Raw genomic sequence first — 14,779 nt, 5'->3', positions numbered from 1 at the left:
CACATTTGAATCTGTTTAATATGAGCCCGTCGGCAGCCACTGGCCCACCTCTCAAGGGGGTATCAAGGCTGTCAGCAGAGCCATAGCCGTCCCACAAATGCCCTACTGGCGCGGGATGTACCAAGGCATGAGCCCCTTACTTCCAAATACAATTCGAAGGATCAGCCATGAAATTTCATTTCCATCACATGAACCTCTGCTCGGAAAACGTCGGTCGCCTTTCGTCGTTTTACCGCTCTATCTTCGACCTCGATCGCATCGAGGATGAAGAGCACGTGCGTTGCAACACCGATACGGCCCATGGCTACAGTGCGGAAGTCGATTTCGTGACTGACGGGGCTGTTGAGTTCCACCTAGCGACCAAGGACATCGACCTCAGCTTCCGCATGAACCAGGCGATCAACCCTCTGCACAGCGGCCATTTCTGCTTCCGTACGGACGATATCGAAGGCTTCAAAAAGCGCCTGGAAGAGCTGAAGATTCCGTATGCGGACTACGGTGTTTGGGCCATGGCTAACTGGTACCAGATCTTCTTGCAAGACCCGGACGGAAACATCATCGAAGTACACCAGCCAATCACCAAATAAACATCACCAGCCGCACCCAATAAAGCCCGTCTTGCCCTTTCACTTATGAGTGTTTGAGGCATCACGGGCTTCTTTGTTGGTGCCACAAACTCGGTCGATGGCTTGACCTAGATAAGGAGACGGAAGAAGAGATGGTGTTGACGCCGACACCGAACTGCCCCCCTCGGCACTCTCAGTCCCGTTGAGTATCGTGAGAGCCTGGGCCTAGCGGCATAACCAATCTGAACTTTTCGGACACACTGAAGGAAGCTTCACAGGTGCCCGTAAGGGTGGCTCTATGGGGCTTCTTGAGGCAGCTAAGGACGGTATTCTGCTACTGGACGAAATTGGCGACATGCCATTAACCCTTCAAAGCAGGTTATTACGCGCTCTGCAAGAACGGCAAATAACGCGAGTCGGCAGCACAACAGCTATTCCGTTGAAGGCCCACATTCTCGCCGCCACTCATCGGTCGCTACCCGCATTAGTGGCTAATGGTGACTTCCGCGAAGACCTTTTTTACCGTCTAGATGGGCTACGTGTCGCGTTGCCATCACTGGATCAGCGGCTCGACAAGGAACAGCTGATTGATGCTTTTTTTCAGCGTTCTGGCTACCCAAGACTGAATGCCGAGGCGCGGGCGATGCTCCATGCATATGACTGGCCAGGGAATCTGCGGCAGTTGGAAAACGTAGCAGGCCTTGCTTCAGTTCTTGCCGAAGGCGCTCCCTTTATTACTGTAAATCACCTTCCAGAAGAGATATTAGGCAACACCAGTGCACCGGCCCGGAACCTCTCGGATGCTACGCGAGATATGATCGAGCACGTTCTGCTATCCCATCAGGGCAACGTTACAGCGGCTGCCAAAGAGCTTGGTATATCGCGAACGACCTTGTACAAAAGGTTAGCCCTACGGTAACGCCCGTTTGCAAATAATCCTATAGCTCGAAAGGATGAACCGGCTGAAAGGGTCTTATCCCTCCCCTCCGGCAATCCGAAGTACTGGGGATAGTGACGTCCATTCGTAAGCGCACGGGCAAACCGTCTTGCACGACTAAGCCGGACGCCACCTATGCGGCAGCAGCGCTGCAATCTCACTCGCCCGCTGCGTAGGCAGGCGCGTCAGCACATCCTTCAGGTAGGCATACGGATCGTGCCCATTGTTCCGGGCCGACTGGATCAAACTCATGATCGCAGCGGCGCGTTTGCCGCTGCGTAGCGACCCAGCAAGTCGAGTCAGCCGAAGGAAATTTCACCCCTCGGCTGCTCACAGAACCGTACGTGACAGTCTCCCGTCATACGGCTCTTGATCACACATTCGATGCACGTAGTAAATACCAATGCGCGAACAGCTCCGGATTCTCTCTTCGAACAAGACGCAGCCGATGCTCCGCTTGACGTATAGAGATTCGGTACTTGCTCTTCATCCATTTGAGCAGGCGCGATTGCAACGCGCTCCACAATCGATAGCTGAAGTTTCTGTACCAGAATTTACCGTAGTATTCGATCCATCCTCGAATCACAGCGTTGTACCTGCGAGAAAAATCCCTCAGGTCATCCGTCGTGGATCGATGGATGCGCCAGTGTTTGATCGTGTCTACCATCCTGCGCATCGCCTTCATCGACGCTCCCAGAATGCACTTACGAAAGAGTTCGCCCTTGGAGTTCCTCAGGGTTCGCACCTTGAAGTCATATCCAAGAAAGGTGAAGCTCGTCGCGACATTGTGCCGCTCGAATGTGTCGATGTAGACAATCTTCGACTTTTCTTCGTTGATGGTCAGACCCACTTCACTCATCCGTCGCGTCAGGCTCTCCCTGATTCGAACAGCCTCGCTCATCCTTGTGCAGTGAATAACAATATCGTCGGCATACCGCTCAAACGGTACGCCGCGATGCGTCCTGCCCATCCAACGATCAAAGGCGTAATGCAGGAATAAATTGGCTAACAAGGGCGAGAGAACGCCGGCAACAACAGAGCAAACTCTCGGATAAAATGGGGGCTGCGCATTGCCAGGGATAGTTTCGCCCCAAGGCATGCAGGATGCCCCCACGTCGAGATTGTTCTCGTCATTGAGGGCATTACCCCCACTGATGGGAGACTTCAGTCATGAGCCGAAAACCGCGTATCTGACATATTCGTCTGGCTTTTGAACCAAATCGGTTCTCTTGTGAACAGCTCGAGAGGGCTTATGAGCAGCTTAAGCCGACAGAATCGCGGGCTTCCTCAGAATTGTCGCCATCCCAGCCCTCTGTGACAAAGCATCGTGCTGCCAAGCGAGGTGAGCAATGAGCCAGACTGTGATGGTGGCGCTCTACGCCCGCGTGTCCTCTGACCAACAGGCTAAACGCGGCACGATTGAAAGCCAGATTGCCGCGTTGACAGAGCGGATCTTGGCTGATGGTGCCCACGTGGCTGAGGACATGCGCTTTGTCGACGCAGGCGTCAGCGGTGCGACGCTGATTCGCCCACAATTGGAACGGCTCAGAGACCGCGCTGCACTTGGTCTGATGGAACGTCTCTATGTCCTGTCCCCAGACCGGCTGTCGCGAAAATATGCTCATCAGGCATTGCTGATGGAAGAGCTATCGGCGTGTGGCGTGCAGGTTGTGTTTCTCAATCATGCCATTGGCGTCACTCCGGAGGAGTCGTTGCTGCTGCAAATGCAGGGCATGATCGCGGAATATGAACGTGCCAAAATCATGGAGCGCAATCGTCGCGGCAAGCTTCATGCGGCCAAACGCGGCAGCATCAATGTGCTTTCGACTGCGCCCTACGGTTATCGCTACATTCGTAAGCAACTTGATGGAGCACCTGCACAGTACGTCATCGAATTGCCACAAGCGGCGACGGTCAGAGCCATATTTCAGTGGATTGGGATGGAGCGACTGAGCATTGGCGAAGTGGTACGGCGCCTTGGGGCAGCAGGCACCTTAACCGCCTCAGGTAAACCGTACTGGGATCGCAGTACCGTGTGGGGGGTATTGCAAAATCCAGCCTACATGGGACGAGCTGCTTTCGGCAAAACACAGACGCGTGATCGTTTACCTCGGATACGCGCACAACGCCACAGTGCCAAGGTGCCCAGGAAGGGGTATTCAACCGTACGTACGGATCCAGGTCAGTGGGTCGAGATATCTGTACCGGCAATCGTCAGCGAAGGATTGTTTCAGTCTGTTCAAGAGCAGCTTGCCGAGAATCGCAGAGCACGTCAGCGCCGTCATGGTGCGGTCTACCTGCTTCAGGGCTTGACCGTTTGCGGCCATTGTCACTACGCCTATTACGGTAAAAAGGTCAGCAAGGCAGCGGCCAAAGGCCAACGCCGGGACTATGCCTATTATCGTTGCATTGGAACCGATGCCTACCGCTTTGGTGGCGAACGCGTCTGTGACAATCAGCAAATACGAACGGATCGTCTCGATGAACTGGTCTGGCAGCAGGTTGTTGAACTGCTCGCCCACCCTGGAAGGCTAAAGAATGAATATGAACGCAGGCTGGGTGTCCTCGAAGAAAAAGAACAAACAAATCCTGATACCGCAGCGCTGGAACGACAACGACTGCAGCTGGATAAAGGCAAGTCGCGGCTCATCGATAGTTATGCCGAGGGTATGATCGACAAAACGGACTTTGATCCGAAGATGCGGAACTTGAAGCGCCGCCTGGAACAGCTTGATCAGCAGATTCAGGACTCACGGCGTCATCAGGTGGGTCAGCGCGAGTTGTTTCTCGTCATTAATCGTCTCGAAGAGTTTGCCGCGGCTGTCCATGACCGATTGGGCACACTGGATTTCGTCACAAAACGCGAGATCATCCGCGGCCTGGTCAAACGTGTCGAAATTCATAAGGACGAAATTTTGGTGGTGTTTCGGATTGATCCGGATCCCGGGCTCAACGCCAGCGAGACGTCGACTGGCTCAGGCATCGGAGAGAAAAGTATGCAAGAACGTACGCGGCGTAATGATGCCTCCCTGCGGGGTTCCGGCGTGGCTAGGGAACAGCTCATTCTGGTAGACGTAGCCGGCCTTGAGCCATTTCTGCAAAATCGCTTTATCCATAGGGATGTAGGCGATCAACCAGTCATGGCTAATATTGTCGAAACAGCCTTGAATGTCGCCCTCTAAAACCCACTCTGCGTTTGCTTTTCGTGACAGCACACCAAAGCACTGTGCTGCGGCATCCGCAGTTGAGCGTTCCGGTCTGAACCCGTAAGAGTTCGGATCGGCGGTGGTCTCCGCTATCGGTTCCAGGGCCAGCAAATGCAACGCCTGCATGGCCCGGCATTTCATCGCGGGTATTCCGAGAGGTCTCGTCTTACCGTTTTTCTTCGGAATAAGGACTCTCCGAAGCGGAAGCGGCGAGTAGCCGCGCCGCTTCAACGACTCTATCGCGTGGATCTTGGCCCTCGGTGTATTCCAAGTGACCTTGTCCACGCCGGGGGTGTTTTTGCCTTTGTTTTCAGACACCCGTTTCACGGCTAATGCTTTGCCGCTGAACGAGTGAGTCAGCAACCATTGCAGGGCTTTCGCCTTGTTGTGCCTGCCGTCTTGTATAGCCTTCACAATACGCGCTTGCAGCCCTCTTACTCGACGTTGGACATCGGCCCAGTTGATGCCGTCCCACGTCGTGCCAGAAGGTGCACACTCCAGTGTTGCTGCGCTCATTTGCTCTCCTTCCGTTGAAAGGGTTCTACACACTCTCTTGTGAGGAGAGACCATGAGGACGTCTGCCCGCTTTCGCGTGAAGTGATGTTTCAACTTCTATCCAGCCCGTTACAGGATGGCGTTCGCTTTTTCCTCGTTCCTTCGCCCGCACCGCCATGGGCAGTTTTTGCAAACGGCTTTCCCCGGAGGGAGCGATACGGGATTTCCACGTTCCGCTTACGGAAGTACGTCGGGTTAGGTGCCTGCTATCGACCGGGAGGCGTGCGGGTCACGAAAGCGCAGTTGAAAAACGCTGTTCCCACCTCCGTTACCATTTTGGTTCGAGCGTATAAGCCATTTCCGCTCGTTCAATTTAACGATCTTTACGCAGGTTCACATGTGTTCACCGTACCGACTATCTAGCACTCATCCGGCTACGGCTGCCAGAAGGGTACGCCTCTCGCGATTGATACCCCGCACCTCGCGGTGCCTCGTTACATTGTCAAAGGCGCTCTTGATTCAGCCTTCTAGATTCACCCGGTGACACGGGTGGTTCCCTCCAAGTGGGAACAACTTCTGTAAGCGACTTCGTGTCGCACCTCACACCAATTATTATCGATGGGCACAGCCCCGTCATCGAGGTAGCACGACAGCGCCGTCCAGCGTTTCAAGCTGTAATCCAAGGCTCTGCCAATGGCCGAACCGTTGTGCACGATGTCGCGCTGGGCAACCATCCAGGTATGCAACGCATCCATCACGGGTACCGCCTTTTCTTGCCGTATTCGGCGGCGTATGTCCGGTTCCAGATCCTTAATTTCCCCCTCGATCTCGTACAGCACCTGCATGTAACGCAAGGCTTGTTCAGCCAGCGTGCTCTTGTGGGTCGCATGCAGTTCGAAGAACTTGCGCCGGGCATGGGCCATGCAGCCGATTTCAGTCACGCCGAGTTCGAAGCTGGCCTTGTAACCGCCGAAATCATCGCAGACCAGCTTGCCCTTCCAGTCTTGCAGGAAGTTACGCGCATGCTCGCCGGCCCGGCTGAGGCTGAAGTCGTAAACGACAGCCGAGGTTTCGAAAAACGGGCTGGTGGCGTAAGCCCAAACGTAGGAACGATGGGTTTTCTTGGTGCCCGGCATGAGCATTTGCACCGGCGTTTCATCAACGTGAACGACCGGCTGTTCAAGCACCACTTCGCGCAGCGCATCGACCAGTGGCTGCAACTGCACACCGCAGGCGCCAACCCATTGGGCGAGGGTCGAACGCGGGATAGCCAAGCCGGCGCGGCCGAACATGACTTCCTGACGATACAGCGGCAGATGGTCAGCAAACTTCGCAATCATGACGTGGGCCAACAAGCCCGCAGTCGGGATGCCCTTGTCGATCACCTGCGCCGGCACCGGTGCCTGGATCAGTGTTTCGCAACTGTCGCAGACCCACTTGCCACGGATATGGCGCTCCACGGTGAACACGCCAGGTGTGTAATCGAGCTTCTCGCTGACATCTTCACCGATGCGTTTGAGCGCGCAGCCACAGGCACACTCCGTGCTGTCCGGCTCGTGATGGATCAGCGTGCGGGGAAACTCAGGCGGCAAGGCGCGACGCTTGGGTTTCTGCTTTTCCTGGGTCGGTGCCGGAGTAACTTGCAGCGACTCCAGCTCTGCTTCAATGGCAGCGATATCAGTATCGATCAGATCGTCGAGCAAACTGGCCTGTTCCGGGCTCATTTGCTCGCTGCGTTTGGCGAACTTGAAACGCTTGAGCTGCGCGATCTCGTGGCTGAGTTTTTCGATCAGCGTTTTGTCGTGATGGATCTTCTTGTCCATGATCTGGACGGTCTTGCCCATCGTTTCGACTTGCTCGCCAAGCGCCGAGACGCGTTGCAGCAACTGCGCCGCGAGTGCACGCAGTTGTTCGGGGTTCAGTTGGTCGAGGTCGGGGATCGAAGTCATGCCGCCGATCTTGCCAGATCAGCGTAAACAGGACGACAGGCTGATCGGACAATTGCGCTGCCGGAAGGGGCATGGTTCGGCTCAGAGGATGGAAATGGCGTTTCCGGGGCCAACTCTCTGCCATGGCAAGCCCAGTATCAAGGCGTGTAGCTGTTCGGCGCTCAGCTCCATTTGAGAACCGTGGCGCGTGCCAGACCAAGCGAATTTGCCTTGGTGGAGCCGACGTGCCGCCAACCAGATGCCCAACCCGTCGTGCACCAGGACTTTCATGCGGGTGGCGCGGCGGTTGGCGAACAGATAAGCACAGTGCGGCTGCGCCGCACCGAACACTGAAATCACGCGGGCCATGGCGGTGTCGGTGCCGGCGCGCATGTCCATCGGCTCGGTGGCGAGCCAGATGGTATCGATGCGGATCATCGCAACAGCTCTCGAAGAAAGCTTGCGCAGGCGGCTGAGCTGTCCACTGGCCAAGTCATCTTGACGGGTGTGCGCGGGTGCTGGATTTCAAGGCTGATACTGGAGGGCTGAGCATGTGTTCCAGCGCCGAGCATCTGAGGATGCAGCGGGATGAACGCAGGCTGAAGAGCCACGGCTTTTTGATGATGCAGCCGAATCCATTTGTGGACGAGGTTGGCATTGAGGCTGTAGCCCAAGGCGACGTTTGCGATGGAGGCGCCGGGCTCGGAGCACTCCTGGATGACCTGGGCTTTGAAAGATTTACTGTAGGTACGGCGCTGAGGATGCATGGAAAATCCGCTTGATGGGCCAGAAATGGTGTCCACTTAGTGGACACTATCTTGGATATCGTTGCCCCAGCCCGCCGACCCGGTCGTCGCCCCAACTTCCCACCAGAATTCAAACGCAAAGTTGTCGAAGCCACGTTCCAGTCTGGCGCCTCCGTGTCGTTGATCGCTCGCGAACATGACGTCAATGCCAACCTGGTCTTTCGCTGGCGGCAGCAATATCAAGAGGGCTTGTTCGGCCCGGTCAGCCAGAGTGCAACACTTTTGCCTGTCCAGGTGATCGAGGCGCCAACGGTTTTACCGCAAGTCGTCCAGCCACCGCCAGAGTGTCATTCCGTGATCGTTGTTGAGGCGGGAAAAACCACGCTGCGCATCACTGGCACGCCTGACCCGCAGACCCTGCAACTCATCTTGCAGCAGTTACTGCGATGATTGCTCCTCCCGCTGGAACCCGCATCTGGATCGCTGCCGGCGTCACGGACATGCGCCGTGGCTTCGACGGTTTAGCCGCACTGGTGCAGACTCAGCTTGAAGCCGATCCGTTCTCCGGTCAGATTTTCGCCTTTCGCGGACGGCGCGGTGACCGGATCAAATTGCTATGGTGGGACGGCGACGGGTTGTGCCTGTTTTGCAAACGGCTGGAACAAGGGCGCTTCGTCTGGCCGCAAGCAACCAGCGGCAGCGTGTCGCTGACGGCTGCGCAGTTGTCGATGCTGTTGGAAGGCATTGATTGGCGCAGGCCAATTCGTACAGCACCCGTCCTCGCGGTCTGACTTGCCACGCTGAAAAAATCCCAAGTAACATTCGGTCATGACTCTCGCGACCGACTCCCTGCCTAACGATCTTCAAGCCTTGAAGGCTCTGGTCTCTGCCCAGCGGGCAGAGATTGAGCGGTTGAAAATGATGATCGCCAAGCTGCGTCGTATGCAGTTCGGTCGCAGCTCCGAGCAACTGGACGCGATGATCGATCAGCTCCAACTGAGTCTTGAAGAGTTGCAAGTCAGCCAGACTGAACTGACACCACCAATCGAACCGCCCACTCGCGTCGTCTCTCGGCGCAAGCCGTTGCCTGAACACCTGCCTCGCGAAATTCACGTCCATCAGCCCGAATCACAGTGTTCTGGTTGCGGTGGGAAACTTCGCCATTTGGGGGAGGATGTGTCTGAGGTGCTGGAGTACGTCCCAGCGCGTTTCAAAGTGATCCGTCATGTTCGCCCCAAGTGGGTTTGCCGCTGCTGCGAACACATCGCTCAGGTGCCGGCGCCGAGTCGCCCGATAGCCCGAGGCCTTGCAGGCCCTGGGCTACTGGCCCACGTGCTGGTCTCCAAGTTTGTTGACCATTTGCCACTGTATCGACAATCCGAGATCTACGCCCGTGAGGGCGTGGATCTGGAGCGTTCAACTCTGGCCGACTGGGTCGGCCAGAGCAGTCAATTGCTCAGGCCGCTGATCAACGCCCTTGAGCGTCATGTCATGAGCGGCCATAAAGTCCATGCCGACGACACGCGGATTGGTGTACTTGCGCCGGGCAACGGCAAAACCAAAACGGCTCGCCTATGGACATACGTGCGGGACGACCGACCTGCCGGTTACACGACGCCGGCGGCGGTCTGGTTTGCCTACTCGCCGGATCGCAAGGGGCAACATCCGCGTGCTCATCTCAAGAGCTTCAGCGGGATCTTACAGGCTGACGGCTACGCCGGTTTTGCTCAGCTGTATGCTACAGGCACCATTCAGGAAGCCGCCTGCTGGGCTCACGCCCGGCGCAAGTTTTACGATGTCTACAAAGACCAGGCTTCACCACTTGCTGGCGAGGCGCTGCAACGGATTGCGGCCCTGTATGCCATCGAAAGCGAGATCCGAGGACAACCGCCAGATCAGAGAAAAACGGTTCGGCAAAGTCGGGCAAGTCCGCTGCTGGAGCACCTGCACGCGTGGCTTAACCAGACGCTGACTCAACTGTCGAAAAAATCGACATTGGGCGGTGCAATCCTCTATGCCCTCAACCGGTGGCAGGCTTTAACGCGCTACTGCGATGACGGCCGAATCGAAATCGGAGAGTCGGGATGTGGCGCGGTGGCTTGCGCTCCGTTTCCACACCCCGCTCGTCAAACCGGACGTGCGCTACTAACGCATCCGGCTTTCGTCCGAGATCGATATGCCTTCGCACTCGACACATCGGCCATTCGCACAGGCAACTGATGCAGGCTTAGCTTTCCATATAGAAATGCATCCGGGTATAGACGGTACCCAGAGCGGCCTCGCCGCTTATGCTTCTTGACCAACCAGCGTCGGATACGGCGCTCAGTGTAACGTTGCAGGATTCGATAGTGCTTGAGCACAGGCCCTTGATCGAAGTAGCCAGCCCAGCCTCGAAGGATCGAGTTGAGTTCAGCTATCCGGTGCTCTACCGCATCCCACGTCATGCTGATCGCTGTTTCGTCATGGATTTTTCCAATAATCGACTTCATCGCTCCTTTCGAAGGTTGAGTGCCTATATAGGTTTTCCCATGACGATCGTATTGCCTGCCCAGGTTGTACCCCAGAAAGTCGAGTGACTGTTCCGGGAGTTTCACCAGCGCCGTTTTCTCTTCATTGACCGTCAGCCCCAGCCCGCGCCATCAAACCACTCATCAGCACCATTGCCTGCTCTCCACTGCCGGGGCGGCAGCAGATCACCATGTCGTCCGCGTAATTCACAATCCTTGCATGCAGACGTCTGGCGTAGCCAAACTTTTCCCAGGCCAGAATGAAGCGCCTGAAATACACATTGGCTAGCAGCGGCGAAATCACCGATCCCTGAGCGCTGCCACGGTGCGTGTGCTTGGCTTCGTTGGTGCGTCGAGGCTTTCCGTCAATGAGTTCGATAACGGCCACCTCAAGCCACTGCTTGATCAGCCGCAATACCCTACCATCCGAGATACGCCGGGCCAGACATTTCATCAAAGGCCCGTGTGGAATGGTATTGAAATAGTCACGAAGATCCGTATCGACAACGTCTCTCAACCCAACCCTTGCAGTGTAATAATGCACCTGCCTCACGGCTTCCTTGGCATCTCGACGAGGTCTGAAGCCATACTGCGATGGCTGCATGTCCGCTTCGAAAATCGCTTGGAGTGTGAGATTGACGGCCATTTGAACAACGCGGTCTCGAATGCAGGGAACTCCCAAGGAACGAAGTTTCCCGTTCGGGAATCCATACCCGCCGCAGGGGCTGAGGTCGATATCCACCCGACTTCAGCTCCTCGCGTAGCTGAGCCAGCCACTCCATAGACCCTATGCTTTCAATGTCTTCGAATCGCTGACCATCCACACCGTGGCTGCCTCGGTTTGCGCGGCAACGTTGGTAGGCAATGACCAAAACATCGATTCGGTAGACCTTGTCCCACAGGCTGTAGAAAGCGAAAGTCTGGCTCTGTCTTAGCTTTCACCATACAGGGCACGCTGTAGTTTCCCAAATGGGGTGGCTCTCAGTCTGGTTGGTTGCTGAGCCCAATCCCATCGTTTCTTACCACTTTGTCTCTCTCTCTTGAACCAGGGCTCCTTTCCTACTCCGGCATTACCCGGCTCAACGGTACTACGAGCCCCATCCGCCACCTGTCCGCGAGCGAAGCCATCCCGTCACGGGCTGCGCTGTGTTTGTATGGCCGTGTTTAACGGCTACTTCTCACCCTGGCAGGGTTCCCCTGTTTCGTATGAGTTCCTCTTCTGTACATGTCATCACCACTACCCCGGGCGGCAGTGCCAAGTTCGCGGTCTGACGCTCTCGATCCCTTTAGCACTATCAATCCTTCCCCGTTATTATGGGCGGTCGGCTACCGCAAGGCCATTTTCGGCCTGGGCTCGTGTTCCGCTGCGCGCTACGGCCTGCACAGTCCACTGACTTCCTAAAGAAGCCTTTTCTTCAGATACTTCAGCCCATTCGTTGCCTCCTGAACTGCCTCCGAAAGTGCTTCCGTTCGCGGAGCGACAAGTAGCCGGGTGGATTCGCACCCACTGAACTCATACGCCTTGTCAGGGCGTACACAACAACCAAGTGGAGAATCAGATTCGGCCGTGGGCACTTGGGCGCTCGAACTGGTTGTTTGCCGGATCGCTACGCAGCGGCAAACGGGCAGCGGCCATCATGAGTTTGATCCAGTCGGCACGCATGAATGGGCATGATCCGTATGCCTATCTCAAAGGTGTGCTGACGCGGTTGCCGACGCAGCGGGCGAGTGATATTGCACAATTGCTGCCGCATGAGTGGTAGCCGGTTTGGTGACGCAAGGTGCGACGCCAGGACACATACATTTAGAATGTCATATAAGCGCATCCGCACCGCTCAGTTTTCCTGGATTACAAGGATTGTTGAAATGATTAAGCGTGCTCTGGTTCTGACGTGCCTGATACCAACGATTGCATCTGCCGCGAGTTTCGATTGCGACAAAGCACATTCACCGATAGAAAAAGCAGTTTGCGCTGATTCTGTGGTATCAGCGTTGGATAGCTCTATCGCAACGTCGTATACAGCCGCGATGGAACGTCTGTCGCAGGACGGACAGACAATCCTGCGAGATGGGCAAAGACAATGGTTGCGCTTCGTGCGCGATCTCTGCTTCGCGCATCCGGATAACAGCGGAGTAGGATTCTGTCTGACTCAGCACTATACAGAACGTCTCAAAGACCTCTCTAATGCCGCTATTTCGACCGGGCCCTACCTGTTCAGCCGTAGCGACTACTTTTCCGCGAGTACGCAAGACGAAGCCGGCCAGCCGTACAAAATTCACGCCGGCGCGCCACGAATCGATGCCCCGGTCTCGCCGACGATTGCATTGTGGAATTCGACAGTGGCAAAACAGGCGATGTGGGTAGCTGATTCGGGTTGCGACTCACGACATGGCGATGAGTACTCAGGCTTTACAGTGACCTATGCTTCTGCGCGCGTGATCAGCGTCAGGATGACAGACTGGGAGGACTGCCACGGCACGCCGCATGGCCATGGCGGAAGTACCGGCCTCACGTATCTGATGGAGCCCAGCTTTCATTCTCTTGAAGCTTCAGATCTGTTCGTCGTGGACACCGCCTGGAAAGACTTCCTGACCCGCCGAAGCTACGACGTCATTGAAAAGAAAGCTGACACCACGCAAGTCGAGCTCAGGCAGGTCGAGAAGGCAGCAACCGACATCCGTAACTGGACGCTTACGCGGGACGGCCTGTTGATTACTATCGAGCCATACGCCGTGCTCGCTTACGCGTTTGGGACGACCGAGGTCATCATTCCGTGGCGCGACCTGAAGCCCTTTCTTGCGCCAAATGCGCCGATCCCACCCCAGACCTGATGTTTGTAAATGCCATCGGCCGCGCGCCTCAAGCTCCGGTATCAGGAAGGTGTGTTCGCCGGACGGTTACGGCTTTAGCCCGTATTTACAGGCTTAAAAACTTGTTCAATCAACAACTTACGGACACTCTTGGTCGGCATTGAAGCGTGGGTGAGAGCTGAGTTCGGCACGCCAGGAATGGCGAAAGTTACCAGCGAAGCTCCCAAGTCGGCTCCCAAATAGCTCCCAAGCCTGCGACCAAATTTAAGGTGTTGGATGCCAAATCGCAGACAGCAATAAACACCAGGGTCGGTTAGACGCTAGTGACAAGGAGGGAGCTGGGAAGATGCAGCGGATTTTGTAGTGGTGCCCCGAGCCGGAATCGAACCGGCACGCCCTGCGGCGGCAGATTTTAAGTCTGATGTGTCTACCAATTTCACCATCGGGGCATGGGAAATGCAAAAGCAGGCGCTGATTTAACCCTAAAACAAAACCAGAATCAATCACTTAGGAAATGAGGTACAACTTATGGCCATGAAAATCAATTTTACCAAGTCTGCGCTGGACGACCTGACGTGCCCGGACGGCAAAGCCGACATCCTTGTGTACGACACTGAAATCAATTTATCACAGAGCGCTGAGTGAGTCGGTTGAGCTTTACAGTTAGTGCTTACCTAACCGATTGGGGCATCAAAGCCTATTGCGGCCTAAAGCAGCCCCTGTTTTGCCCTAAAAATGCCCTAAAAGGTATTAGCTTGCACCTGGAACTGTAGTGGTCTCACTCAGGGACGGCCTTCCAGCAAGCTGAACAACTCCACGAATTGCCGGGTGAGCTTGTGTTGCGGTTCCAGATAGATCAGCGGCCTACTTGCTTGATGTGACTCACGCATTTTCACGGAGCTCATCAGGTATGCAGGCAGTACCGGCATGCGCTCAGCAATTAACTCGTCAAGCAGTCGTTGCGGCAGTGCGTTGCGAGCTTGGTACTGGTTAACGACGATGCCTTCAACCTCCAACCTGTCGTTATGATCGCTTTTGGCCTCCTCGATCTCTCGCAGCACACCGTAAATCGCTTGGCGAGAAAAGCTGTCGCAATCGAAAGGGATCAAACAGCGGTCAGCGGCAATCAGCGCCGAAACGCTGTAAAAATTCAGGCCCGGCGGAGTATCCATGTAGATCCGCTCATAATCTTCATCCAGCCTGTCGAGCAATTTACTGAGTTTCTGAATTTTGTAGCGTGTCTCGAGCTTGGACTGCAGATCACTCAACTCCGACGATGCAGCGATTAAATGCAGATTGTCGAAAGGGGTTTCATGGATATGGGCTTGAGCTTTCTTTGACGCGGGGCCTGGGAACAGTGTCTGTTTGAAGAAGTCAGCGATCCCAAGGGGAACGTCCTCGCCACCCAAACCTGTCAAATAATGAGTGGCATTTGCTTGAGCATCCAAATCTATCAGCAATGTGCGGTAGCCCTCGAAGGCGCTGATGGCCGCTAGGTTACACGCGATGCTGGATTTACCGACGCCACCTTTTTGATTGAACACAACGCGTCTCATGAAATGTCCCAAAAATTATCGTATGTG

11 protein-coding genes, 1 tRNA gene and 7 pseudogenes are annotated in these 14,779 nt (G+C 55.6%); 9 read left to right on the top strand and 10 right to left on the bottom strand.

Annotated features, from left to right (window positions below):
* The first annotated feature begins 167 nt into the window (after positions 1–167).
* From HK44_RS02310 to HK44_RS30270, 3 genes and pseudogenes are all read left to right on the top strand, one after another.
* Positions 168–587, top strand: a complete 420-nt coding sequence (locus tag HK44_RS02310) for a VOC family protein (RefSeq protein WP_003411016.1) — start codon at positions 168–170, stop codon at positions 585–587.
* Positions 588–816: 229 nt separating this feature from the next.
* Positions 817–1,113 (top strand): annotated as a pseudogene (locus tag HK44_RS30105) (sigma 54-interacting transcriptional regulator); the annotation flags it as partial.
* A gap of 96 nt (positions 1,114–1,209) precedes the next feature.
* Positions 1,210–1,485 (top strand): helix-turn-helix domain-containing protein, encoded by a 276-nt coding sequence (locus tag HK44_RS30270; protein ID WP_347249076.1) that lies wholly within the window; start codon positions 1,210–1,212, stop codon positions 1,483–1,485.
* 135 nt (positions 1,486–1,620) lie between these two features.
* Here the strand turns inward: HK44_RS30270 and HK44_RS02300 are convergent.
* Both HK44_RS02300 and HK44_RS02295 read right to left on the bottom strand, forming a co-directional pair.
* Positions 1,621–1,794 (bottom strand): annotated as a pseudogene (locus HK44_RS02300) (transposase domain-containing protein); the annotation flags it as partial.
* An 82-nt stretch (positions 1,795–1,876) separates the two neighbouring features.
* Entirely contained in the window at positions 1,877–2,602 is a 726-nt protein-coding gene (locus HK44_RS02295; RefSeq protein WP_242031535.1) for a reverse transcriptase domain-containing protein, read from the bottom strand.
* Between the two features lie 250 nt (positions 2,603–2,852).
* Between HK44_RS02295 and HK44_RS29555 the strand changes: the two are divergent.
* Positions 2,853–3,947: pseudogene (locus HK44_RS29555) on the top strand (recombinase family protein); the annotation flags it as partial.
* Positions 3,948–4,514: 567 nt separating this feature from the next.
* Here the strand turns inward: HK44_RS29555 and HK44_RS02285 are convergent.
* From HK44_RS02285 to tnpA (HK44_RS02270), 4 genes and pseudogenes are all read right to left on the bottom strand, one after another.
* Positions 4,515–5,225: pseudogene (locus HK44_RS02285) on the bottom strand (reverse transcriptase N-terminal domain-containing protein); the annotation flags it as partial.
* Between the two features lie 578 nt (positions 5,226–5,803).
* Positions 5,804–7,153 (bottom strand): annotated as a pseudogene (tnpC, locus tag HK44_RS02280) (IS66 family transposase); the annotation flags it as partial.
* A gap of 81 nt (positions 7,154–7,234) precedes the next feature.
* Positions 7,235–7,570 (bottom strand): IS66 family insertion sequence element accessory protein TnpB, encoded by a 336-nt coding sequence (tnpB, locus tag HK44_RS02275; RefSeq protein ID WP_019689136.1) that lies wholly within the window; start codon positions 7,568–7,570, stop codon positions 7,235–7,237.
* Positions 7,567–7,935 carry an IS66-like element accessory protein TnpA gene (tnpA, locus tag HK44_RS02270; protein WP_080690565.1) on the bottom strand — a complete coding sequence of 123 codons (369 nt, stop codon included), beginning with the start codon at positions 7,933–7,935 and terminating at the stop codon, positions 7,567–7,569. Before tnpA (HK44_RS02270) ends, tnpB (HK44_RS02275) begins: the two co-directional genes overlap by 4 nt.
* A gap of 3 nt (positions 7,936–7,938) precedes the next feature.
* On the opposite strand from tnpA (HK44_RS02270), the gene tnpA (HK44_RS30360) reads away from it, so the two are divergent.
* The 3 genes and pseudogenes from tnpA (HK44_RS30360) to tnpC (HK44_RS02255) all read left to right on the top strand — a co-directional run.
* On the top strand, positions 7,939–8,328 hold the full coding sequence (gene tnpA, locus HK44_RS30360; RefSeq protein ID WP_019689134.1) for an IS66-like element accessory protein TnpA: 390 nt from the start codon (positions 7,939–7,941) through the stop codon (positions 8,326–8,328).
* Positions 8,325–8,669, top strand: a complete 345-nt coding sequence (gene tnpB, locus HK44_RS02260) for an IS66 family insertion sequence element accessory protein TnpB (protein ID WP_020723502.1) — start codon at positions 8,325–8,327, stop codon at positions 8,667–8,669. The genes tnpA (HK44_RS30360) and tnpB (HK44_RS02260) overlap by 4 nt, the downstream gene beginning before the upstream one ends.
* A 37-nt stretch (positions 8,670–8,706) precedes the next feature.
* A pseudogene (gene tnpC, locus HK44_RS02255) lies at positions 8,707–9,955 on the top strand (IS66 family transposase); the annotation flags it as partial.
* A gap of 49 nt (positions 9,956–10,004) precedes the next feature.
* Here tnpC (HK44_RS02255) and HK44_RS30355 read toward each other — a convergent pair.
* Positions 10,005–10,367: a group II intron maturase-specific domain-containing protein gene (locus HK44_RS30355; protein WP_198424409.1), complete on the bottom strand. Its 363-nt coding sequence runs from the start codon at positions 10,365–10,367 to the stop codon at positions 10,005–10,007.
* A gap of 121 nt (positions 10,368–10,488) precedes the next feature.
* The gene (locus HK44_RS29395) at positions 10,489–11,127 is read right to left on the bottom strand and encodes a reverse transcriptase domain-containing protein (RefSeq protein ID WP_198424408.1); all 639 of its coding nucleotides are present in this window, start codon (positions 11,125–11,127) and stop codon (positions 10,489–10,491) included.
* Between the two features lie 790 nt (positions 11,128–11,917).
* Here HK44_RS29395 and HK44_RS02245 point away from each other — a divergent pair.
* Together HK44_RS02245 and HK44_RS02240 are read left to right on the top strand one after the other, a co-directional pair.
* Positions 11,918–12,148, top strand: a pseudogene (locus HK44_RS02245) (transposase domain-containing protein); the annotation flags it as partial.
* 103 nt (positions 12,149–12,251) lie between these two features.
* Positions 12,252–13,217 (top strand): DUF3298 domain-containing protein, encoded by a 966-nt coding sequence (locus HK44_RS02240; protein ID WP_019689988.1) that lies wholly within the window; start codon positions 12,252–12,254, stop codon positions 13,215–13,217.
* A gap of 343 nt (positions 13,218–13,560) precedes the next feature.
* Here HK44_RS02240 and HK44_RS02235 read toward each other — a convergent pair.
* Both HK44_RS02235 and HK44_RS02230 read right to left on the bottom strand, forming a co-directional pair.
* Positions 13,561–13,645: transfer RNA gene (locus tag HK44_RS02235), tRNA-Leu, on the bottom strand.
* Between the two features lie 333 nt (positions 13,646–13,978).
* A complete protein-coding gene (locus tag HK44_RS02230; RefSeq protein WP_019689986.1) occupies positions 13,979–14,752 on the bottom strand; it encodes a ParA family protein in 774 nt (257 codons plus the stop codon).
* Between the last annotated feature and the right edge of the window lie 27 nt (positions 14,753–14,779).

Source organism: Pseudomonas fluorescens HK44 (assembly GCF_000217955.3).
GTDB lineage: Bacteria > Pseudomonadota > Gammaproteobacteria > Pseudomonadales > Pseudomonadaceae > Aquipseudomonas > Aquipseudomonas fluorescens_AQ.
This window is presented reverse-complemented; position numbering and strand designations above follow the sequence as displayed.

What these genes read in the sequence shown, in the direction of transcription:
- HK44_RS02230 (WP_019689986.1), bottom strand. Translation starts at nt 14,752, where the DNA reads ATGAGACGCGTTGTGTTCAATCAAAAAGGTGGCGTCGGTAAATCCAGC.
- HK44_RS02310 (WP_003411016.1), top strand. Translation starts at nt 168, where the DNA reads ATGAAATTTCATTTCCATCACATGAACCTCTGCTCGGAAAACGTCGGT.
- HK44_RS02295 (WP_242031535.1), bottom strand. Translation starts at nt 2,602, where the DNA reads ATGCCTTGGGGCGAAACTATCCCTGGCAATGCGCAGCCCCCATTTTAT.
- HK44_RS30355 (WP_198424409.1), bottom strand. Translation starts at nt 10,367, where the DNA reads ATGAAGTCGATTATTGGAAAAATCCATGACGAAACAGCGATCAGCATG.
- tnpB (WP_020723502.1), top strand. Translation starts at nt 8,325, where the DNA reads ATGATTGCTCCTCCCGCTGGAACCCGCATCTGGATCGCTGCCGGCGTC.
- HK44_RS02240 (WP_019689988.1), top strand. Translation starts at nt 12,252, where the DNA reads ATGATTAAGCGTGCTCTGGTTCTGACGTGCCTGATACCAACGATTGCA.
- HK44_RS30270 (WP_347249076.1), top strand. Translation starts at nt 1,210, where the DNA reads ATGCTCCATGCATATGACTGGCCAGGGAATCTGCGGCAGTTGGAAAAC.
- tnpB (WP_019689136.1), bottom strand. Translation starts at nt 7,570, where the DNA reads ATGATCCGCATCGATACCATCTGGCTCGCCACCGAGCCGATGGACATG.